Origin of the sequence: Streptomyces sp. NPDC057617 (assembly GCF_042800555.1) — a bacterium.
In the GTDB taxonomy this organism is placed as follows: domain Bacteria; phylum Actinomycetota; class Actinomycetes; order Streptomycetales; family Streptomycetaceae; genus Streptomyces.
Window position 1 is genome coordinate 414,257 of the sequence record NZ_JBHVGV010000001.1, and the last position, 21,069, is coordinate 435,325.

Here is a 21,069-nt window from a genome sequence, read left to right on the forward strand (position 1 = left end):
GGGTACGGAATTCAGATCCGAGCCAGGTCGGCCCAGTCGGTGATGACGAACGCGTTGGCGTCAGCGGCGACGCGACAGGCGGAGTGTCCGCCGAAGTGACCGGGGAAGACGAGCAGGTTGCGCTCGCTCGCCTCGCCCAGGAGCCGACGCCGCTGGGCGCGCGCCTGGACCGGGTCCTCGCAGTAGCAGCTGTTCACGTCCGGTGCAGCGACCTGCACCGGTGAGTGCAGGATGTCGCCGACGAACAACGCGCCCTGCCCTCTCGACTCGATCCGCAGGATCGCGGTGCCCGGCGTGTGGCCCGGCGTGGCCTCGAGCACCAGGTCGTCGTCCAGCCGGTGGCGACCGCTCCAGAGGTGGACGAGGCCCGCCTCGTGGACCGGAGCGACGCTGTCCTCGTAGACGTTCTGGTTGCCGTCGCCGGGTTCCCTCGGGTGCAGCAAGGGATTCCAGAACTCGAAGTCCTCCGAGGTCATCAGGTACTCGGCGTTGGGGAACGTCGGGACCCAGGAACGGCCGTCGAGGCGGGTGTTCCAGCCGACGTGGTCGACGTGGAGATGCGTGTTGACGACCACATCGATGTCGTCCGGCGCAACCCCGACCGCGGCGAGGTTGTCCAGGTACCCGGTGCGGTGGTGACCGTAAACGGATGCGTACGGCCGTTCCTTGTCGTTGCCGGCACCCGTGTCGAGGAGGATCAGGCGCCCCTGGCTGCGGATCAACCAGGAGTGCAGCACCGAACGCAAGGTGCCTGTGCCCGCATCGAAGAAGTCCGGCGAGAGCCAGTCGGCGTTGTCGTGCCAGTACGACGGGTCGCTGTCCGGGAACAGCTTCGCCGGGACCGCGAGGCTTGGTCCGGCGTACTCCTGGATCCGGGTGATCTCGACATCGCCGATCATCACGGTGTCCGTGGTCACGGCCGTGCCCCTTCGGGCACCGGATACAGAGCGAGTACGTCGGGTCCCGCGGCGGAGAGTTCGAAGTTGGCGGTCTCCATCACTTCGGCGGAGAAGCCATTGCCCTTCGCCATCGTGCGGGTCTCGGCCATGAAGGCACTACGGGCCTGCGCGGCATCCGACATCGGGCGCTCGCGTTCCTCCCAGATCGCAAGGGCCTCGGTGATGTCGTCGTACTGGTCGAGCGTGTGCGCCAGCTCGACGGCATTGACGATGCCGACGCTGGCGCCCTGACCGAGGGCCGGACACATCGCGTGGGCGGCATCACCGACGAGGACGACGCGGTTGTCGGACCACGGCGTCACCTTGTTGGTCTGGTAGGCGTCGTGACGTCCGCCGGTGGCCACGCCGGCGAGCTCGATCGCGCCGGCCAGGTGCGGGAAACGCTCGGACCACACCTCGACATCGATCGGGATCCGTGAGGCACGCTCGTTCGCGGTCGAGGCCATCATGCCCATGTAGATCGTGTCCGGCCCGGTCGGGATGAACAGGATCCGCATGGCATCCGGCTCGAGGGTCCAGAAGTCGATGACGCGGTCCCACTCCTCGCCCTTGAACTCGTCGGGCCGCGGGATCAGTACCCGGCAGACGCCGTCCTGGTACTTCTTCCGCTCCTGCACCAGGGCGGGCAGCGAATTGCGGACAGCCGAACCGGCACCGTCGGTGGCGACCACGAGGTCCGCCTCGAGCCGGCTCCCGTCCTCGAGCACCAGTACGCCGGCCGGCTCAGCGGCCACCGCCTTCGAACCAGCCACGATCTCGACACCGACCTCACGGGCGGCATCGGTCAGCAGGGCGTGCAGCTCGGGGCGGGTGATCGCCCAGTACGGGAAGCCCGGAATCTCCTCGGACACGAGTTCACCGTTGAGGCTGGTGTCGTAGGAGTCGGGCAGGACACCCCGCTCGCGGATCGTCGCGGCGACGCCGATCACCTCGAGCGCGAGCATCGCGTTGCGCCACAACAGGATGCCGGCGCCGAAGTCGCGCAGCTCGTCGTTCTGTTCGTGCAGGCGGACGCTCCATCCCTTGCGGGCGAGGGCGATGCTGACGGTCAGCCCGGCGAAACCGGCGCCGGCAACTTCAGCGTGACGGGCCTGGTCACTCATGGTTCTCCCCTCGAACGCGATCGTGCTCATTCAGAATCCACCCAGCCCGTGAGGCTGCCGCGGGCAAGAGTGTGGAAGTGCAGGTTGAAGCCGAGCACGGTCGGCGTCAGGTCGGCCGGGATCTCCAGGTGCGCCACGTCGACGGCGTGCACGATGAAGACATAGCGGTGGCGTCCGGAGCCCGGCGGCGGGTTGGGGCCGACGTACTGCGGGAGGCGGACGTCGTTGGGCAGCGTCACCGCGCCGGCGGGCAGGTCGGCGGATCCGGGTGCACCCGCACCGGTCGGCAGCTCGGTGGTCGTCACCGGGATGTTGAAGACCGCCCAGTGCATGAAGCCGATGCCGGTCGGGGCGTCGGGGTCGTAGCAGGTGATCGCGAAGCTCTTGGTCTCCGCGGGGAAGTCCGACCACGACAGCTGCGGGCTGGCGTCGGTGCCGCCGATGGCCGGGTCGCGGAACGGGACGGGCACCTCCGTCCCGTGGACAAGGTCTTTGCTGGTGACGGTGAGTGCGGGCGCCGGGGTGACGACGGCGTACGGGTCGTCGGTCATGGGGTTCTCTCCTGGATCAACGGGCGGGGGTGGAGATGACGTCGAAGGTGCGCAGCGGCTCGGTGACGCGCAGGGTGCCGGACCAGCCGTCGGGGAGGCCGACGGTGGCGCCGCTGGTCAGCTCGGTCTGCGAGCCGTCGGTGTTCTCGAGGACGGCGATGCCGGAGAGCACGTAGACGAAGCGGGCTCGTCCGCGCATCGCTTCGGTGTGCTCGCCGACCTCGGTGGTGCGCAGGAGCGCGGTCCCGTCGGGGCCGTCGGAGACGACGCCGTCTTGGGCGACCTCGTCGGTCGGGACGAAGGTGCACTTCTGGACGCCTTCACGGTACGGCGGCACCGGCGTCGTGTGCACGTAGACCTTGCGCACCGTCTTGGTGATCTTCCAGCGGCCCTTCCAGCCGAAGGGGAGGATCAGGATCGAGTCGGCGGTGAGTTCGTACTCGGTGCCGTCCTCGTCGACGATCGAGCCGCCGCCCTCGAGCAGGTACATGAACGAACCGCGGCGGTCCTTGTGGCGCGGGTAGACACCGGCGTCACACGCCCACACCGCGAAGAAGCCGTTGTCGTCGTCGAGGAGCACGTCCTCGTAGGCGAATTCCGCTCCGCTGACGATCGGCTCCATCGAGATCTCCACCGGGAGCGGTCCGCAGAACACCGCGTCGGCGTTCCGGAAGGGCGCCGCGACGGGAGCCGTCGTGTCGTCTGACATCGTCACTCTTTCTTCGTGGGGATGGATCAGGAACTGGTCGGGGCCAGGTCGAGAGCGGGCTCGGTCACCGGGTCGGTGATGCCGAGGAGTTCGAACGCGGGTCGGTGCAGGAGCTCGTGCAGTTCCTCGTCGGTGATGGCGGTGTAGCTGTGCCGCCGGGTCTGTGTGACCACCTTGTGCAGGCCGTCGACGGCGGACTCGGCACTCACCATGGGTGAATCACTGCCGAAGAGGACCTTGTGCAGGACGCCGTACTCCTTGGCGGCGACGAGCGCATTGGCCAGCACGGTCGGGCGGCTGGGGATCGCAGAGGTGTCGGCGTACACGTTGGCGTGGCGACGCATCACCGTGACGGTCTCGTAGATCCACGGGTGGCCCATGTGTGCGATCACGATGCGCAGGTCGGGGAAGGCGATCGCGACATCGTCGAGGAGCAGGGCGACGGAGTCGGCGAGCCGGCCGGCGCTGGCGAAGACCGCGCCCTGATGGATCATCACCGGCAGGCCGAGTCGCTCGGCGGTCTTGAAGACCCGCAGGGTGAGCGGGTGCAGCGGCGAGGTGCCCTGATAGATCGGCCCGAGCTTGATGCCCTGGAGGCCGAGCTCGGCGTGGCAGCGCTCGATCTCGTCGCAGGCGTCGTGGCGGGTGGGGTCGACCGACATGAAGCCGACGGTGTGGCCGCCCACCTTGCGTACGAAGTCAGCAATTGCATCATTCGGTACGACGATCCCCGACGCGAAGGCCTGGAGACCGAAGACGATCGTCCGCTCGGCCGGTGCCACCCGCTGGGTGTAGGACTCCAGCGTGACCCGGTCGATCTCCTCCTCGGAGAGCTCGCGGTTCACCCGCTCCAGTCCGTCGGACCACGGCGAGCCCTGGTGGTCGGGGGTCCAGAAGTGCGTATGCACATCGGTGATCACGGCTCAGGTCTCACTTCGCAGATAGGGAATAGCCAGGGCGGTCGGCGCCTGGTTCCGGGTGTTCCCGGCGGTGGCCAGCGCGACCAGCGCGAGGACGTAGGGCATCGCCAGCCACAGCGGGACCGGCAGGGTTGTCTTCGGTGCGGCGATCACGGTGACCACCAGGGCGATCAGTACGACGCCGATGAAGGCGTCGCCGCCGGTGAGCCGGATACTGGCCCGGCCCCGGGCGCGCAGCGCCAGGACGACGACCGCGATCAGGGCAGCCGCGATCCAGACCTCGCGCGGGATCTCCCCCAGTGCCTGCAGCCGGAGCTGGGTGGCATCGGTGACCGCGAAGATCGTCACGGCCAGGCCGACCCCGCCCAGACGCCAGCGGCTGAAGAGCACCGCGGCCAGGGCAAGGTAGCCACGGCCACCGGTCATCGACTCGCGGAAGACACCGACATCGCCGATCGAGAGGTAGGCACCGGCCAGTCCGGCGCAGCCCGCCGAGAACACGGTCGCCGCCCAGCGCAGGCCGCGCACGCTGACACCGGCCGCATCGGCGGCGATCGGCGTCTCGCCCACCGCCTTGAGGTTCACGCCCCAGGTCGTGCGCGTCATCGCCAGCGCGACGAGTACGACGACGACCGCGGTGACGTAGATGAACACGTCCTGGTTGAAGAGCGCCTGGCCGACCACCGGCAGGTGTTCGAGGCCGGGGATGCCGTGGCGCTGCATCGGCGCGAGGGTCTTCGGATCCTTGATCACATCGCTGTTGAGGAAGGTCGTGATGCCATAGCCGAGCAGGCCGATCGCGATGCCCGACACGATCTGGTCGACCTTGGCCTCGATGGCGAGCACGGACATCAGGACACCGAAGAGCAGTCCACCGGCCAGGCCCCCGAGGAAGGAGACGAACATGTTGCCGGTGCCGATCATCGTCCAGTAGGCGGTGAAGGCGCCGGTGAGCATGACGCCCTCAAGGCCGACATTGATCACGCCCGCCTTCTCGGAGACGAGTTCGCCCGTGGCGGCCAGCAGGATCGGTGCGGCGATGGTCACCGCGGAGACGAGGAAGGCGACGTCGAAGATCCCCATGTCAGACCCTCTCCGCGAGCGGTGCCGGGTCGGCATCCTTCACGTCGGATTCGGGCGCCGGAGACAGCGCGGCGGCGCGTCGCGACACCCGGTGCTGGAGCAGCACCGCGGCGACCAGGACGAGGACGATCACGGCACCCTGCAGCACCGAGGCCATCGAGCTCGGTACGTCGAGTTGGGCCTGCAGTGCGGTACCGCCGACATTGAGGGAGGAGAAGGCGATCGCGGCGATCGGTACCGCGGCCGCCGAGTTGCGCGCGAGCAGTGCGACCGCGATGCCGTTGAAGCCGACATTGGCCTCGAAGCCATCGCTCATCCACGGAGTCGATCCGGCAAAGAGAAGGGCAGCCCCGGCCACGCCGGCGAAGCCACCGGAGATCAGGATCGCCTTCACGCCCTCACGCACCGGGTCGACACCAGACCAACGGGCGGCATCACGATTGCCACCGGCCATGCGGAGACGGAAGCCGAAGACGGTCCGGCTGAGCACGACGACCACGAGGATCGCGCAGATCGGGAGCAGGACCACGTCGTACGAGAGGGTCCGACCGACGATGCCGTCGTACGCGGGCCACAACGTGGAATTCGGGAAGGTCTCCGACTGCGGCTGCCCGTCGAGCGAACCCTGCAACGGACCGCGCACCAACCAGGCGGCGACCTGCACCGCGACCAGGTTGAGCAGCAGCGAGGAGACGATTTCGAGCACGCCCTGCGAGGCCCACAGCCACGCGGTCACGGCGGCCCACAGCATGCCGCCGAGGGCACCGGTGACAACGGTCGCGAGTACGGCGAGCGGCATCGGCAGACCACCGCACTGGAGACCGACCGCGGTCGCTGCCGAGCCACCGATGATCACCTGGCCGGGGAAACCGACGTGCAGGCGACCGGCCCGCGTGGCGACGATCCAGCCGAGGGCGACCAGCAGGAGCGGAACACTCTGGGTGAGCGTCGTACCGAGGTTGACGCTCTGGCCGAAGGTGCCGTCCCAGAAGACCGACAGTGCATTGCCGGGCGAGACTCCGATCGCGGCGACCATCGCGGCGGCGAGCGCGATCGCGCCGACCACCACTGCGAGCTGGACTCCGATCCGGGTCAGTAGGTCCTTCCCGATCATCACACCGCCTCCGACGACGTCATCAGGGCGCCCAACTGGGCGCGCGTGGCGGACCCGCCGGGGACGGTCCCGCGGATCCGGCCGTGGGCGAGTACGGCGATCCGGTCCGAGAGCGACATCACCTCGTCGAGGTCCATGGAGATCAGCAGCACGGCGCCCCCGGTCTCCCGGTGCTCGACCAGGCGGCGGTAGACGAAGTCCGTGGCGCGTACGTCGAGACCACGTACCGGCTGTGCCGCAATGAGCAGTGACGGACCGGCCGAGAGTTCCCGGGCGAGCACCGCCTTCTGCTGGTTGCCGCCCGACATGCGTGCGATCGGGAGCACCTCGCTCTCGGCACGGATGTCGTACTCCGCCATGAGCGCGCGGGCGTGCTCGCGGGCGGCAGCGGTGCGGAGAACACCGCGCTGGGCAAGGGGTTCGGTGCGCAGCGCACGCAGGCCGATGTTCTCCCACAGGGTCATGTCGCCGACGATCGCGACGTGGTGACGGTCCTCGGGGATCAGCGCACCGCCGCGGCGGTAGAACTCCTCGGGTGAGCGCGCGGTGAAGGCGGAGCCGCCCAGGTCGACCTCGCCGGACAGCGCCGGACGCAGGCCCATCACGGCCTCGACCAGTTCGGCCTGACCGCTGCCGGCCACGCCTGCGACGCCGAGGATCTCCCCGGCGCGGACCTCGAGGGAGACCTCCTCGAGAGCACGCGGCCCCTGCGGTACGCCGGGATCGCGCGCCACCGTGAGCTCGCGGACCGACAGCACCGCGGCACCGGGCTCCTGCGGTTCGGGCCGGGGGCGTTCGGCAACCGGCCCGCCGACCATGAGGGCGACCAGCCGGTCGGGCGTGACATCAGCGATGCGGCCGCTCCCGGCCACCGCGCCACGACGCAGCACGGTCCAGCGGTCGGCGGTCGCGAAGACCTCCGAGAGCTTGTGGGAAATGAGGATGATCGCGTGACCGTCGTCGGCGAGCCGCCGCATGAGGCGGGCCAGCTCGTCCCACTCCCCCGGGCTGAGCGCGGCACTCGGCTCGTCGAAGATGAGGATCCGGGCACCGCCGCACAGCAGCTTGACGATCTCCAGTCGCTGCCGTTCACCGACGGCCGCATCGCCGACCAGCTGGTCGGGGGTGATCCGCAGACCCGTCGCCGCGGCCACCTCCTCCGCCCTCCGACGGGCGGCGGCAGCGCCATTGCGCCACGGCACCGGCGAGGGTGCGATCACGAGGTTCTCCAGCTCGGTGAGCGTGGGAACCAGGGTGAAGTGCTGGTGGACCATCCCGATCCCAGCACGAAGTGCGTGCTGCGGCTTGCGGAAACGGACCGGCTCGCCGGACACCTCCACCTGTCCCTCGTCGGGGTCGTACAGACCCGTCACGATGCGCATCAGCGTGGTCTTCCCGGCCCCGTTCTCGCCGAGGAGGGCGTGGATCTCGCCCCAGGCGACGTCGAGGTCGACAGCGTCGTTGGCGACGAAAGCTCCGAAGCGCTTGGTCACCGAGCGCAGCCGCAGCGCGGGCGCACTGCCCTGCGACGCCTGGGCGTCCGGGCCGGGATCGATGATGGTCGTCATCGGATCAGTGCTGCTCGAACTTGTAGCTCGGCTTGGGCAGCAGTACGCCCTTGTCCGCGGTGATCTCACCGTCGACGATCTGCTTGGTCACCTTCTGGGCAAGAGCCTTCTCCGCGGCACTGCCCTTGCCGGGGCAGAACTCGAAGCGGAGCGCACCCGAGGCGAGTCCGTAGCTGATCGCACCCGAGGGCAGCTTGTCCGTCGCGGCATCGGTGACGGCACTCTGCAGGATGTCGGCCCACGAGACGACACCGGAGCCGATGATGTTCGGGCTGGAGTCGCAGTGCATGGCGAAGACGTCGTACACGCCGGCGGCGGGCTTGCCGGCATCGGCGGCCTGGTAGACGCCCTCGGAACCGGAGTCCAGGTCGGAAAGGATCTGGTCGACGCCGTTGGCCATCATCGCCTCGGCGGCCTGCTTGGCCTTGCCGACGTCGTTGTAGTCACCGGTGTAGGTCTGGACGACCTTGGTGGCCGGGTTGTCGATCTTGGCGCCCTGGACCATGCCGTAGTACCAGGCGGTCGAGGCCGGGACTTGCAGGCCGGCAATCATGCCGAGCTTCTTCGAGTGCGAGTGCATCGAGGCGACGGCGCCGGCCACGATGGCATTGTGCCCGACGGCGGTGGTCACGGAGGTGACGTTCTCGGCGTACTGGTCGAGGTCGGAGGCAACCAGGATGAAGCGCACCTTCGGGTACTTCGGCGCGACGACCGCGACCGACTTGTTCAGCGAGGCGCCGTCCGCGATGACGATGTCGTTCTTGGCCGCCAGCGACTCCAGGCCCTGAATCTGCTTCTGGGAGTTGGCGGCGTTGTCGACGACGGACGAGAGCTTGAGGTCCGCGTTCTTCGAGATCGCGGCGTTGACGCCGGCGAGGCTGAACTGGGTGAAGCCCCCGTCATTGCGCGGCGCCTGGGCCAGGAAGCCGATGGTCTTCTTGCCGGAGTCGGCGGAGCTGCCGACGTTGTCGGAGGAACTGCTGCCACACGCGGTCAGCGCCACTGGTATGGCAGTTACCACCGCAGCGAGCGCGATCTTGTTTCGCATCCGAGGGGCCCCTTCAGTCGGCCGGGATTTCGAGCTGGTTGCGATAGTCGGTGCGATCCCAGCATCACTGGTATGGCAGTACCGAGCCGGTAGTGACGCCTGGTTCTTCGTATCGTGGGACGCACTTTGCGGTTCTGACATACCAGTTGTCAAGAGAATCGCAGAACGAAATCGAAGGGCAGACGCCGTGGTGTGGAGCGCGACATCGACAGAAGGAACCGGCCTTCGGCCGGTGCGGCAGGCACCGATGGCTCGGCGCCGAATCGGTGGGGGCGGCTACCATACTAGGAAGGCGGAGGCCGCTCGCCAGCCTCTCGTGGACCCTGATCTCCCCCCTGACGAACGGACCCTGAGTGGACACCGACCCTGCCCTGACCCGCGAGAGTTCGAAGAGGGAGACGATCCTCCACCTGTTGCGCAGGGACATCGTCACGGGCGCGGTCCCGCCGGGGGAGCGGCTCTCGGAGGCGCGTCTGGCGACCCGTTTCGGTGTCAGCCGGATGCCGGTCCGCGAGGCATTGAAGGAGCTCGAGCGGGAGGGCTTCGTCGCGATCGAGGAGCGCCGAGGTACGTTCGTACGCTCGGTCTCCCGTTCGGAGATCCTCGATCTGTTCGAGGTGCGCGAGGCCGTCGAGGGCATGGCCGCGCGGCTGTGTGCCGCCAGGGCGAACAATGGCTTCCTCGATCGGATCGACCGGACGATCGCTGACATGGCGGAGCACGTCCGTGTCGCGGATTCGGATGGCTACACCCGCGCTGATGCGGAATTCCACGGCCTGATCGTGGCCGGCGCGTCCAACGAGCGCCTCAGTGACCACTACCGGTTGTTGATCCAGTACCTGCATCGCGGACTGCTCTCCTCGATCGTGACCCGCCGTGAAGGCCGTATGGAGCGCTCCCTCGCCGAGCATCGCGAGATCGTCCGCGCCCTGCACGCGCACAGTGCGGATGAGGCCGAGACGGCCATGCGCGAGCACGTCCGGCGGGGTCGGCTCGAACTCCAGGAAGAGGTCAGCACGAAGTTCGGCGGCCCCGAGTCGACCGATCACGCCTGACATGTGACGTTGACCCAAGTACCGCTTCGTGCAGGCGGCCCCGGACACCGGCCCGGGACCAGATCAGGAACCGGCGGTGAGCGGTCGACTTCGATATCCCGAAGCAGGGCGGCAGCCGGCGCCAGGCACAACCGCTGACCAGGACGTAGATGATGGCCGCGAACAGGGTCTCATCAGGCGTGTCCTGCGTTCCACCGCCCTGCGGCCGCATCCGCGACGGTGGGATCGACCTCGCTGGCAGTGGCTTGTCTGGGATCGGGCCTGGTGGCGGCGTCGCCAGGCGGACAGCCGATCCGGTGGGCGGTGTCCTGGTGCTCGTCCAGGCCGGCCAGGACCTTGCCGGCCTGGAAGAACTCCCCCACCCGCCACCTTGATCCAGCGACGCGCACCAGCTCCGTCAGCGGCACCGGCGCGCGTGAGTAGCCACGGTAGTAGGCGAGTTCGCCGGTGCGGCAGTTGCGGCGGATCAGCAGCCGGCGGCTGCCCGGCCGGGAGTCGCCCAGGTCGATGACGGCCCAGTCGTAGAAGCGGCGACCTTTCACCCCGGCCCCGGACGACAGCTTCTGCCAGGCCCGCCGGAGTACCTTCTTGGCCAGGGCATCCGCGCGGAACTTCCCCGCGCCGGTGGTGACTTCGTGCGAGCAGGCCACCGCGAGGACGTAGCCGGTGCCCCGTTCCTTCACCGCGGTCAGGCCTGCGGCCCAGCAGCGGTCGGGGGCGGCGGTCCACGGGCGCGGGACGTACAGTTCCCGGTCCACGGGCGCGTGACCGCGCCGACTGGCGTGGACAAGGTGGACCGCGACCTGGGCGTTTTCGATTCTGCCGGCGGTGCCGGTGTTCTGACGCCGGGCGGCGACCGTGCCGGTGCCCTTCTTTGCGTCGCCGGTCTCGTCGACCACCAGCACAGCGCGGTCATCGTGCAGATGCTCCACCACGTAACCGCGCACGTCGTCACGGACGGCGTCGGATTCCCACTCGGCCCGCCCCAGCAGGTGCTGCATGCCGTCCGGGACGGTCTCCTCGGCCCAATCGGCGATGGTCCAGCAGTTCTTGCGCGGCAGATCCGACAGCAGCGCTCGCGGTCTACGGCTGGAGTGCCAGATCGCGCTGATACCAGGTGCCCGGCTCACCGCCGAGGTCGGCCGGGTCTGCCGGGCCGACCGGGACGAACCCGGCCTTTGTCAGCACCCTCTGGGACGCGGCATTGTTGTGGGAGGTGGCTGCGCGCAGTGTGCGCAGCCCGTGCCGTACCGCCGCCAGCCGGCACAACTCCCGGACGGTCGCGGTCGCAACGCCGCGGCCGGCGACGTGCTGCGCGACCCGGTAACCGAGGTTGGCAGTGCCGTCCTTGAAGTCGTACAGGTTGAACCGGCCCAGAACCGAACCGTCCGTGGCGACCAGCACATAGAAGGCGCAGCCGCCGGCCTCCTGCTCGGCCAGCAAGGCGCCGTGCCGGTCGGCGAACTGGTCGTAGAACTCATCGCCCCGGTCGGAGATCGAGGCAGCGAAGTAGCCGCGGTTCGCCAGCTCAAAGGCCAGGACCGCCGGGGCATGGCCGGCATCCAGCCGCTTCAGCTCGGGCACGGCGCGACCCTACCCGGACCGCGCGCCGATGCCACCTGAGTTTCCATCCAGCGGCAGACAGCCCCAAGACCATGGCACACATCACGATCTACAGCTGGAGTACCGGGGGCGCGGAGGCGGCCCGTTCGGATCCGTCCAAAGATCGCAGAGGGGAAGAGCGGTGCGCGGTACACAGAGGTGGCGGTCCTCGTTGGCCCGAGGGCCGCCGTAGCCCCAGGCCCCCGCGCATTCGAGCAGGAAGGGACCACCGTGAAGATATCCCCGGAAGCACGCCCGGACCCTCAGGGCGTTCATCCGAACCATGCCGCCGCCCATGCCCCGGACCGCAGCGCGAGCGAGCACCGCCGCTCCATCCGGCCCATCATCGAGGCTGCCCCAGCACGTCCTCGCGGCGAAGGCAGGGAGCGGGTCAATCAGCGTGGAGCAGCTCTGGTTGCGGGCATCGGTGTCATGCTCGCGATTTTCACCTTCCTTGGGCTCGCATTGTGACTACCGCTACGGCGATCTCGGCCTCTGCGACGTCCTTGACGTCCGCCTCCGCAGAGCCGACACCGTTCGCCTGCTCGACTACTCCTTCCCGCGCTGCGCCTGGCGAGCGCTGCGCCGCTCGCGGGAACGGGCCGATTTCTGGCTCTGGGTGTGGTCATGGCGCCGCCGGAACCTCACGCGCCAGGTGCGAAACTGCACATACTCTCGAGCCCACGCGCAACGGCCGGCTTCGTGGCACAGGTTCAGAACGAACAAAACGGTGGATAAACGTGACGATCCATAGATCTTGACAATTGCTCGGGGGTCGGCGGCGTCACGGTGATCGGGAAGTGCCGGCCGCGATCGTGTTCGTGGCTGCGACAGGGTGTACGTGGCAGTAGCTGCCGCCAGTCTTCGGCCCATCCGGGCCGACCGCTCACCGTCGGTTCACCGAGTGGAGCAGGGCCCGGGCCCGGGGCAAGCTTCGCTGCCGCCTTCATCTGCTACCGCGGACTCGCCGGCTGACCGCCGCGGTAATTCGTTGGCGCACACGAAACAGTGTGTCCACCCTGGTCACCGTGGCAGAACCCAAGTATCAGATCCGCGCCCGGTACACAGATTCCACGGTCACCGTCTACCAGGCGTACGCGCCGGAAATCGGTCTTCCGGCGGCCCGGGAAGGCGGCTTCCCGGCGATGTGGCACCGGGACCGGATGACATGGATCAAGCCGTCGTTCCTGTGGATGATGTACCGCTGCGGTTGGGGCACCAAGGAAGCCCAGGGAATCGTCGTTGCCGTGGAGATCACCCGTGAAGGCTTCGAGTGGGCACTGGCACACGCTTGCCTTTCCCGTTACGAGCACGGGCTCCACGCCGACCGCGCCACCTGGAAGCGCCAGTTGAAGCGGGCCCCGGCCCGGGTGCAATGGGACCCCGAACGAGATCTGCACCTTCAGCCGCTTCCTCACCGGTCAATCCAACTCGGCCTCGCCGGCGAGGCCGCACAGCTCTACGCCGACAAGTGGATCGTCTCCATAACCGACATCACGACGCTTTCCCATGTGATCCACGCCCGTGTACAAGACGGAGACCTGGACGGTGCACGGCAGCTCCTGCCCCGTGAACACCCGTACCCCGTGAACGACGAGGTCGTAGCTCACCTGCGCCAATGAGCCCCGCCCAGCAATTGAGATGATCTCTAATACTGCAACGGTGTTTGTTCTGTGGGAGGATCCGTTTCTGCTTTCTGCGCATCCAGTTCTCGGGCGCGCAGGACGGTCAGGCAGGCGTGGGCGGCCATGGCCAGGGTCATGTGACGGTGCCAGGGCCGGGCTCCGACGCGGGCCCAGTCATAGATGCCCGCCTGTCGGCAGCGCTTCCGGTCGTCCGTCCAGGAGGTGGGCAGATACAGACGGCGGTCGATCAGCGTGCATCCGCGGCGGGCGGCTAGGGGAGGAAGAAGGGTCAGCGTGTCCGCTTCGATCGCATCGCCGGACGGAACGACGAACATGCCGTCCGCGGCGTAGGTGTCGGCGCCGAACACGAACGACAGGATTCTGCCGGGCACGAGTAGCACGGACAGTCCGTCAACAACGATGAGCCCGGTCCACCATGGGTGATCGGCTATCAGCCCCCACAGATCTACGGTGATCCACTGGCCGACATCCTCGTGAGCCACTCCCAGACGTCTCGGGCGGCGATCACGATCTTTACCAGTCATGCCGCACGCCTGAACCGGCTCGGGCGGGAGCGCGCGGACAATCCGAGGAGGTCGTGCAGAGAGGCGCCGTCCTCGGCCCAGCGGCGTAGCTTCTCCCGGTCGATCGAGTGGACGCCGTGCCGGTCGCCCCACGCCGTGGCATCGCGGGTGAAGGCTCCGTTGGTGACGACAACAGCGTGATCGGCTTTGTGGACCGGCCCGGCCGTCCCCTTCACCGCGTACATCACCGATGAGCCGACCTTCCCGCCGACGCGGGTGTGCTTGGCCTGCACCACGATCCGGCCGCGCCGCGGATGGTCACCGATGACGTCGGCGGCCTGGTCGCCGCCGCCACCCACTCTGCGGGCCGGCCAGCCGTCGCGGACCAGGAGATCCCGCAGGGCGTACTCGAAGCGACGGTCGTCCATGGCGTCGAACTCCGCGAGTGTGATCCGGAGAGTGGCCAGCCGCTCCCTCTCCCGACGCCGCATCGTGGTCGCCTGCATGATCCGCCACGCCGCGACGGCTCCCGCGAGCAGGGCGAGAGCCAGCAGGGCAGGCCAGGCCGCCTTCAGCGCGCCGACCGCCATGGTCGCCGCCCGCGCCAACAGGACGAGCACGGCCAGGGCGACCACAGCCGCTGCGACCAGTTCTGCGGCACCGTGAGGGCGCCGCAGACGTAACCGTCCCATCAGCGGTCGGCCGTCGCGCTGGCCGCCGGCTTCGGGTCCGCCGGTGGCGTCGTGGCGGTGGACTCACTGAACCCGAAAACCTGCCCCCACAGCCACACGCCGGCCAGTAAGCCTGCAATCATCCAACCGCTCATGCGCTTGGCGCTCCTGGGCTTCGGATTGCGACGGATGTGCCCGCGCACCCGATGGAACCCGTCCGGCACCTTCGACATGATTTCCCCTCTCGTCGGCGGGCCGCAGAGCGCGGCTCCTCCCAACAACAGGGTGTAGCAGCGAGCGCTGACAAAAACTGATGGATGATCATGGCGCTTCCCCCGGTCGAGTCACCAACCAGCCAGGAGGGGCACACGGCTCCCGGCCGATCACAAGTCGGCGGGCTTGAGGCGGCTCAGCAGGGCGAACGCCGTTCTCAGCTGCCAGACGGTTGGCCACAGCCTCCCCGCCAACCCCCACGAGGTTCGCGGCCGGCCGCCTCTCAGCTGTAGAAACAGCACCGGTCACGCCAAGCGGCGCTCCGCCGATGAATGGCGAAAAGCAGCGGAAGCGCACTCACAGCCGTAGTGCGCCGGCGCCGCCTCCTCGACTGTGCTTCTTTGCCGGTCCCGTAACGAGGCGTCAGAAGTGGATCCGCCGAAACATTCGGGCCCGCAGAACAACCGCGGGCAATCATCGATCATCTGGGGCTCCCCCCGGGGCGACTCCGAGGGCACGGCGTCCTGCCGCCCAGCGCCCTTTGCCGGAACACCGGCCGGGCAGCACCTGGGTTCAGTCGAACTCCATCCCCGCGAAGGGGTCCGGCTCCCCGGTCCATGGGTCGATGCCTTCGTCCCGGAGCCGTTCCTCGTCCCTGAAGTTGAGGAAGCGGGCGGTTCCCTCGCCCCACAGAGTCGCGTCGCTGAGGGGGCAGGCCGGGAAGTCCGCTCGCAGGAGCCGTACAAGGAACTCCGCCATACCGCAGTCGTGGACCGACCACCCGCCCCACTGCCGTGCCCACACCGCCACCGGCCAGCGCCCCGGATCGGGGTCGCCGGTCACCCAGCACAGGGCGTCCCCTCCGGTGGACTGCCCCCAGACCAGCGTGTCCGCCAGGACGTACCGGGAGCCCGCGGCCGGATCACGCCACCGGGCCATCTCCACCGCCCGGAGCGTGTCCTCCGGCAGCCGGCCGACGGTCAGCGGTTCCGTCGGCCGGCCCGGTCGCGGAACCCATACGAAGAGGCTGTCGTCCAGCGAGCCGGCCCCGAACCGGGTCACGAACTCCCGGTAATCGGCAGGAAACCCGGTCACACCGAGGCCGGCCGCGGCGGCGGGCCAGTCCACCGTGTCCCCCGCCGGATACACGGGTGTCACGATCCGGGTCAGTTGCTGGTGCGCGTCGTCCATGACCCCCTCGCGTTCTATGGTGTTCCGGCCAGCGGGACCGGCGATCCCTGGTGCGTGACCGTACCGATGTTGCGCCAGTGGCCGAACCGGTTGCTGTACATCATGTTCGGCACGGCCTCGGTCGGGTTGATACCGGGCTTGCCGTCGAGCGTCTCGACTGTCTCTGGGACGTACTGCTGGTCGTCCGTGGAGCTACCAGGTGGTGGTCCCCGCGCAGGCGGATGTGTTCCGAATGCCGGTGTCGAGCAGCCCGGTGGTGGTGCGTGTTCGCCGCGCAAGGCCCGGCCCGGGGGTGCCGGTCTGCTGGCCGGCGCGCTCGTCGCGCCGGCCAGCAATGCGGCGCAGGGCGACACACCGCGGCCGTTGGCCCCCTCGCTGTACGTGGCGCCCAACGGCAGCGACACTGCGGCCGGAACGGAGTCGGCGCCGACTACGCTCGCCTCGGCGATCACACGCGTCACCGCCGGCGGGACGATCTATCTGCGCGGCGGGACCTACCGCTTTTCGCAGACGGTCACCATCTCGCAGGGCAAGAACGGCACTTCGAGTGCCCGTACGGAACTGTCCGCCTACCCGGGTGAGAATCCCGTACTGAACTTCTCGGCCATGAGCGAGGACCCGGCGAACCGGGGGCTCGCCGTGAACGGGTCGTACTGGCACGTCAACGGCATCGTCGTGGAGCATGCCGGTGACAACGGGATCTTCGTCGGCGGCAGCAACGTCATCGAACGCACGGTGACACGCTTCAACCACGACACGGGGCTGCAGTTGTCGCGGATCGCCTCCAGCACCCCGCGCGACCAGTGGCCGTCCAACAATCTCGTCCTGAGCGCGGAGTCGCACGACAACGCCGACTCCGACGGCGAGGACGCCGACGGTTTCGCCGCGAAGCTCACCGTCGGATCCGGGAACGTCTTCCGTTACGCCGTGTCCCACAACAACATCGACGACGGCTGGGACCTCTACACCAAGCCCGATACGGGGGCCATCGGCGCGGTGACCGTCGAGGACTCCCTCGCCTACGGGAACGGCACCCTCAGTGAGGGCCCGCGACGGCCCTGGCCGGTCCATCCGGTTCGTCCGGATGGACCGGCCGTCTGTACATGAGCCGGCCGTTCACGGGGGACGTCACGGCCGGCCCAAGTGGGACTCAGCTGTAAGTAATGTCGGCCGTCGTGTACTTGCAGTACGTCCCGTCGGGACCGCTGCCGGTTTCGACGGGCTCCTTGCCCGTGTTGTTGCCGGTGTAGCGGATGCACGGCTTGATCTTCTTGTTGGTGTCGCCGTGGACGCGCACCTTGCTGAGCGTCGCGGTGTCCCCGTAGTTGGTGTTGATGCCGACGACCGACTTGCCGGGCGCGGTGATGTCGACGTCGCTGACCACGATGGTCCGCTTGTACTGGGTGGAGCAGTTGCCGCAGGAGCGCACCAGCTTGCCGAAGCCGGAGACCTGGAACCCGGTCACGGTCAGCTTTCCTGCGCCGTTGAACTGGAACACCTTGTCCGAGGCGCTCTTCGCGCCGCCGCCGGTGACCGTGTACGTGGCGGACGACGACGTCCCCTTGAAGCTGGCCGCGTCCTCGCCGACGTCCTCCCACCACACGTTCTGCAGTGTGCAGCTCCCCGAGCAGTGGACGCCGTCCGCCGCGGGTGAGCCGAGGACGACGTTCTTGAGGACCGCGCCGTCCGCGAGCTTGAAGATCGGGTCCTGGCCCTCGGACTGGCCGCCGTCACCGAGGTCGCCCGTGCCGTAGAAGCGCTGGAGCCCGCCGTCGTACGTACCGGACACCTCGATCGTCTCGCCGACCGGTACGGTGCCCGTCGGCGACGGCCAGGCGGCGGCCGCCTCGGCGGTGCCGGCGGTGCCGCCCGTCAGTACGGCGGCGCCGGTGAGGCCGAGCGCGGCCAGCGCCCCGGCCAGGGGGCGCCGGCCGGAGAGCCGGTGACCGCCACGGCGGTGTGGATGTGCTGAACGTGCTGATGAAGTCATGTCGCGTTCCTTCTTCTCCTGTGGGGTTGGTCGGATTCCGGGCGGTCAGAGCTTTCCGGTGCCCGCGCCGGCCGTCACCGAGGCGACGACGGACGTGGCGGGCTCGGCGGCGTAGCTGTAGGGCGGGGTGGTGAAGGTGCCCACCTGGGAGATCTCGGTGGCGGCTCCGCCCAGATCGTTGCCGCGCAGATTGGCGTAGCCGTCGACATCGCTGTCACGGCTCGTGGTGACGGCGACCGCGGTGGTGCGGAAGACGTTGTTCTCGACGAGCGTCTGGGCGCCCATACGGGAGTGCACGGCGGTTTCGGCCCCGACGACGTAGTTGTCGTAGAAGTGGGCCGTACCGAACCGGAGGCTGGGGATGCGCGAGTAGACGTTGCTGAAGAGGTTGTGGTGGTACGTCACCCGCAGCCGCCCGGTGTCCTCGCCGCTGTTCTTGTCGCTGTGGCCGACGAGCGAGCCCTTGTAGTGGTCCTTGAAGGTGTTCCAGGACACCGTGATCTGGTCCGAGCCGTGGTTGATGTCGAGCAGACCGTCGTAGTGGTCCTTGTCGTGATCACGGTCCGCCGAGAAGGAGTTGTGGTCGATCCACACCTTGGTCGACTCCTGGACGGTGACGGCGTCGGCGGGTGCGACCGGCTTGCTGATCGTGAGGTTGCGGACGATGACGTTGCTGACCTTCTTGAGCCGCAGCCCGCCGCCGGTGAACCCGGACGACGGACCGACGCCCAGGACCGTGGTGTTGGAACCGATGTCGACCTGCCCGCTGAGTGTGAGCAGGCCGTTGACACGCACCACCTTGGCGGTGTCGCCCGTGACGGCCGTCCTGAAGGCGTCGAGGGACGAGACGGTGACGGCGGGAGCGTTCCCGCCGCCGGTGGTTCCGGCGCCGAAGCCGATCGGCGCGACCTCGGCGGCGCCCGCGTTCTGCGGTAGTGCGAGCCCGGCGGCGACGGCCAGGGCGACGCAGGACGCCGCCGCGAGAGCCGCTCGCCGCGTGGGGGCAGGTGGGGGGTTGGTGCGCATATAGGCATGTCCCTTCACGAGTGTAGAAGTTCATGTGCATGAACGATCTACGTAATGTGGAACGCCGAACCATGGAGCGCTGCTTCTGCGGTGACGCGTGACACAATCAGAGGGATAGGTATTCCCAGCTCATACAATGCATGGTGACCGTCAACTCATATATGAGACCAGGCAGTTGGGTCACACCTCTGAACGGAAAATAGAAGAGTGAGCGCCTTTGGTCAACGCCCCGCGAGCCACATTCGGTCCGTCACGGCGAAGTCCGGGGCACGGTGTCTCTCGGCAGGCGCGGGCCGTGTGTCTCGGTGGTCCCGGCGGGTGTCTCACGGTGGGCGCCGTGATGTGGCCCGGGCGGCTGCGTCGGCACCATCGGGGCGGGAGGTCTGACATGGGTTTTCGGATCAGCAAGGAGTTCCACTTCTCCGCGAGCCACCGGCTCGACGGACTGCCCGAGGAGCATCCCTGCGGGCGGCTGCACGGGCACAACTATGTGGTGGAGCTGGAGCTTTCGGCGGCCGGGGACGGGCTGGACGAGACCGGTTTCGTACGGGACTACGGCGACCTCGGCGACTTCAAGAAGTGGCTGGACAGCGATGTCGACCACCGGCATCTCAACGAGGTGCTGGAGGGGGTCAATCCGACCGCGGAGCATCTCTCGCGGTGGCTGTACGAGCGGTGGGTGCCGCGGTATCCGGAGCTGAGCGGGGTACGGGTCAGTGAGACGGCCAAGACCTGGGCGGAGTACCGCCCGTGACCGCCGCCGGGGAGCGCGCGGCGAACGGGGGTGATGCCGTCGTGGAGTCGAAGCTCGTGGTCAACGAGATCTTCGGCCCCACCTGAGGACCGTTCAGGGAGAAGGCCCCTCCGCCGGTGAGCGCTGTGCGTTCGTGCGGCTGGGCGGCTGCAATCTGTCGTGCCGGTGGTGCGACACCCCGTACACCTGGGACTGGACCGGTATCGGCGACACGGGCCGGGCGTATGTGCCCCACGAGGAGCTGCACCCCATGCCCTGGCAGGAGGTGTACGAACGGCTGCGGGCGTACGACGTGCCGCTGATGGTGGTCTCCGGCGGGGAGCCGCTGAGCCAGCAGACGCGGCTGCTCCCGCTGCTGCGCGCGCTGACCGCCGCCGGCCACCGGATCGAGATCGAGAGCAATGGAACGGTCGTGCCCCGGCCGGAACTCGCCGCCGCCGGGGTGCGGTTCAATGTCTCGCCCAAGCTGTCCCACTCGGGCGACCGGGAGGAGCGCAGGCTCGTTCCCGAGGCGCTGGCGGCGCTGGCCGCCCTGCCCGGCACCGCGTTCAAGTTCGTCTGCCGCACCACCGCCGACCTCGACGAGGTGGCCGCCATCGTCGCGCGCCACGGCACCACCCCGGTCTGGATCATGCCCGAGGGCCGGACGCCCGACGAGGTGTCGCGGCATCTCGCGGCGCTCGGCGACGACGTCATCGCCCGGGGCTGGAACCTGACGACCCGAATGCATGTCGCCCTCTGGGGCGACAGGAGAGGCGTATGAGGTGACATTTACGGCAGTCGATGTGCTCCAGGAGGAGCCGGCGGACGGTCGCGATCCGCTGGAGGACGTGGCCCGGCGTCTGCTGATCGAGATCGGGGAGGACCCGGACAGGGACGGGCTGAAGGACACTCCGGCCCGGTTCGCGCGCTGGTGGCGGGAGTTCAGCGGCTACGACCCGGGGAAGGTCGGCACGCTCTTCCCGCTGCACACCGACGGCCAGACCGTGCTGGTCTCGGACATCCATCTGTGGTCGCTGTGCGAACACCACCTGCTGCCGTTCTCGTGCTCGGTCACCATCGCCTACCGGCCGCGCGGGGAGGTCCTGGGCCTGTCGAAGTTCGCCCGGATCGCGCACCGGCACGCGCACCGGCTTCAGGTGCAGGAGCGGCTGGTACGTGACATCGCGGACGAGATCACCGAGGTGACCGGCTCGGAGGATGTGGCCGTGGTGGCGCGGGGCGAGCACCTGTGCATGAGCATGCGCGGAATCCGTACCCCGGCCCTGATGACGTCCTCGGTGTTCAACGGGGTCTTCGAGGAGCACGGCCCGGCCCGCCAGGAGGTCGCGGCCATGGTCCTCCCGAGGAGCCAGTGAACCGG

The 21,069-nt window shown here is 68.5% G+C and carries 22 protein-coding genes and 4 pseudogenes; 8 read left to right on the forward strand and 18 right to left on the reverse strand.

What is annotated here, in order from left to right:
- Positions 1–11: 11 nt before the first annotated feature.
- Genes ACFU9P_RS01825 through ACFU9P_RS01865 form a run of 9 tightly spaced genes read right to left on the reverse strand, consistent with a single transcriptional unit; the run spans position 12 to position 9,055 of the window.
- Positions 12–899 (reverse strand): MBL fold metallo-hydrolase, encoded by an 888-nt coding sequence (locus tag ACFU9P_RS01825; RefSeq protein WP_384077897.1) that lies wholly within the window; start codon positions 897–899, stop codon positions 12–14.
- A 14-nt stretch (positions 900–913) separates the two neighbouring features.
- Positions 914–2,092, reverse strand: coding sequence for an FAD-dependent monooxygenase (locus ACFU9P_RS01830; protein ID WP_384077117.1), 1,179 nt, complete (start codon positions 2,090–2,092; stop codon positions 914–916).
- Positions 2,089–2,613, reverse strand: a complete 525-nt coding sequence (locus tag ACFU9P_RS01835) for a YbhB/YbcL family Raf kinase inhibitor-like protein (RefSeq protein ID WP_376376560.1) — start codon at positions 2,611–2,613, stop codon at positions 2,089–2,091. Before ACFU9P_RS01835 ends, ACFU9P_RS01830 begins: the two co-directional genes overlap by 4 nt.
- Before the next feature lie 16 nt (positions 2,614–2,629).
- A complete protein-coding gene (locus tag ACFU9P_RS01840) occupies positions 2,630–3,322 on the reverse strand; it encodes a cupin domain-containing protein (RefSeq protein ID WP_384077120.1) in 693 nt (230 codons plus the stop codon).
- Between the two features lie 26 nt (positions 3,323–3,348).
- Positions 3,349–4,242 (reverse strand): amidohydrolase family protein, encoded by an 894-nt coding sequence (locus ACFU9P_RS01845; protein WP_376376565.1) that lies wholly within the window; start codon positions 4,240–4,242, stop codon positions 3,349–3,351.
- 3 nt (positions 4,243–4,245) lie between these two features.
- Positions 4,246–5,325: an ABC transporter permease gene (locus tag ACFU9P_RS01850; RefSeq protein WP_384077122.1), complete on the reverse strand. Its 1,080-nt coding sequence runs from the start codon at positions 5,323–5,325 to the stop codon at positions 4,246–4,248.
- 1 nt (position 5,326) lies between these two features.
- Positions 5,327–6,439, reverse strand: coding sequence for an ABC transporter permease (locus ACFU9P_RS01855; RefSeq protein ID WP_384077124.1), 1,113 nt, complete (start codon positions 6,437–6,439; stop codon positions 5,327–5,329).
- Positions 6,439–8,007 carry an ABC transporter ATP-binding protein gene (locus ACFU9P_RS01860; protein ID WP_384077126.1) on the reverse strand — a complete coding sequence of 523 codons (1,569 nt, stop codon included), beginning with the start codon at positions 8,005–8,007 and terminating at the stop codon, positions 6,439–6,441. Before ACFU9P_RS01860 ends, ACFU9P_RS01855 begins: the two co-directional genes overlap by 1 nt.
- A gap of 4 nt (positions 8,008–8,011) precedes the next feature.
- Positions 8,012–9,055, reverse strand: coding sequence for a BMP family protein (locus ACFU9P_RS01865; protein WP_384077128.1), 1,044 nt, complete (start codon positions 9,053–9,055; stop codon positions 8,012–8,014).
- Between the two features lie 353 nt (positions 9,056–9,408).
- Between ACFU9P_RS01865 and ACFU9P_RS01870 the strand changes: the two genes are divergently transcribed.
- Positions 9,409–10,110, forward strand: coding sequence for a GntR family transcriptional regulator (locus ACFU9P_RS01870; RefSeq protein WP_384077130.1), 702 nt, complete (start codon positions 9,409–9,411; stop codon positions 10,108–10,110).
- Between the two features lie 16 nt (positions 10,111–10,126).
- Here ACFU9P_RS01870 and ACFU9P_RS01875 read toward each other — a convergent pair.
- From ACFU9P_RS01875 to ACFU9P_RS01885, 3 genes and pseudogenes are all read right to left on the reverse strand, one after another.
- A pseudogene (locus ACFU9P_RS01875) lies at positions 10,127–10,390 on the reverse strand (transposase); the annotation flags it as partial.
- Positions 10,342–11,240 (reverse strand): annotated as a pseudogene (locus ACFU9P_RS01880) (transposase); the annotation flags it as partial. The pseudogenes ACFU9P_RS01875 and ACFU9P_RS01880, both read right to left, overlap by 49 nt.
- Positions 11,194–11,694, reverse strand: a complete 501-nt coding sequence (locus ACFU9P_RS01885; protein ID WP_384077132.1) for a GNAT family N-acetyltransferase — start codon at positions 11,692–11,694, stop codon at positions 11,194–11,196. The pseudogene ACFU9P_RS01880 and the gene ACFU9P_RS01885, both read right to left, overlap by 47 nt.
- 249 nt (positions 11,695–11,943) lie before the next feature.
- Between ACFU9P_RS01885 and ACFU9P_RS01890 the strand changes: the two genes are divergently transcribed.
- The 3 genes and pseudogenes from ACFU9P_RS01890 (at position 11,944) to ACFU9P_RS01900 (ending at position 13,334) form a co-directional block, all read left to right on the forward strand.
- Positions 11,944–12,183: a hypothetical protein gene (locus ACFU9P_RS01890; protein ID WP_384077133.1), complete on the forward strand. Its 240-nt coding sequence runs from the start codon at positions 11,944–11,946 to the stop codon at positions 12,181–12,183.
- A gap of 299 nt (positions 12,184–12,482) precedes the next feature.
- Positions 12,483–12,647, forward strand: a pseudogene (locus ACFU9P_RS01895) (transposase); the annotation flags it as partial.
- A 93-nt stretch (positions 12,648–12,740) separates the two neighbouring features.
- Positions 12,741–13,334, forward strand: coding sequence for a DUF4291 domain-containing protein (locus tag ACFU9P_RS01900; protein WP_384077898.1), 594 nt, complete (start codon positions 12,741–12,743; stop codon positions 13,332–13,334).
- A 26-nt stretch (positions 13,335–13,360) separates the two neighbouring features.
- On the opposite strand, the gene ACFU9P_RS01905 is transcribed toward ACFU9P_RS01900, so the two are convergent.
- From ACFU9P_RS01905 to ACFU9P_RS01920, 4 genes are all read right to left on the reverse strand, one after another.
- A complete protein-coding gene (locus ACFU9P_RS01905) occupies positions 13,361–13,840 on the reverse strand; it encodes a hypothetical protein (protein WP_384077933.1) in 480 nt (159 codons plus the stop codon).
- Positions 13,841–13,878: 38 nt separating this feature from the next.
- Positions 13,879–14,553 (reverse strand): restriction endonuclease, encoded by a 675-nt coding sequence (locus ACFU9P_RS01910; protein WP_384077135.1) that lies wholly within the window; start codon positions 14,551–14,553, stop codon positions 13,879–13,881.
- Positions 14,553–14,765, reverse strand: coding sequence for a hypothetical protein (locus tag ACFU9P_RS01915; protein WP_039987092.1), 213 nt, complete (start codon positions 14,763–14,765; stop codon positions 14,553–14,555). The genes ACFU9P_RS01910 and ACFU9P_RS01915 overlap by 1 nt, the downstream gene beginning before the upstream one ends.
- Before the next feature lie 553 nt (positions 14,766–15,318).
- Positions 15,319–15,936, reverse strand: coding sequence for a hypothetical protein (locus tag ACFU9P_RS01920; protein ID WP_384077137.1), 618 nt, complete (start codon positions 15,934–15,936; stop codon positions 15,319–15,321).
- A 66-nt stretch (positions 15,937–16,002) separates the two neighbouring features.
- On the opposite strand from ACFU9P_RS01920, the pseudogene ACFU9P_RS01925 reads away from it, so the two are divergent.
- Positions 16,003–16,983 (forward strand): annotated as a pseudogene (locus ACFU9P_RS01925) (hypothetical protein); the annotation flags it as partial.
- A 103-nt stretch (positions 16,984–17,086) separates the two neighbouring features.
- Here the strand turns inward: ACFU9P_RS01925 and ACFU9P_RS01930 are convergent.
- Entirely contained in the window at positions 17,087–17,926 is an 840-nt protein-coding gene (locus ACFU9P_RS01930) for a pectate lyase (RefSeq protein ID WP_384077138.1), read from the reverse strand.
- A 45-nt stretch (positions 17,927–17,971) separates the two neighbouring features.
- Positions 17,972–18,952, reverse strand: coding sequence for a polysaccharide lyase family 1 protein (locus ACFU9P_RS01935; RefSeq protein ID WP_384077139.1), 981 nt, complete (start codon positions 18,950–18,952; stop codon positions 17,972–17,974).
- Between the two features lie 388 nt (positions 18,953–19,340).
- On the opposite strand from ACFU9P_RS01935, the gene ACFU9P_RS01940 reads away from it, so the two are divergent.
- The 3 genes from ACFU9P_RS01940 to folE all read left to right on the forward strand — a co-directional run bounded on the left by ACFU9P_RS01940 (position 19,341) and on the right by folE (position 21,064).
- Positions 19,341–19,706 (forward strand): 6-pyruvoyl tetrahydropterin synthase family protein, encoded by a 366-nt coding sequence (locus ACFU9P_RS01940; RefSeq protein WP_376376589.1) that lies wholly within the window; start codon positions 19,341–19,343, stop codon positions 19,704–19,706.
- Positions 19,707–19,839: 133 nt separating this feature from the next.
- Positions 19,840–20,469 (forward strand): 7-carboxy-7-deazaguanine synthase QueE, encoded by a 630-nt coding sequence (locus tag ACFU9P_RS01945; protein ID WP_384077142.1) that lies wholly within the window; start codon positions 19,840–19,842, stop codon positions 20,467–20,469.
- Position 20,470: 1 nt separating this feature from the next.
- Entirely contained in the window at positions 20,471–21,064 is a 594-nt protein-coding gene (folE, locus tag ACFU9P_RS01950; protein ID WP_376376593.1) for a GTP cyclohydrolase I, read from the forward strand.
- The last annotated feature ends 5 nt before the right edge of the window (positions 21,065–21,069 follow it).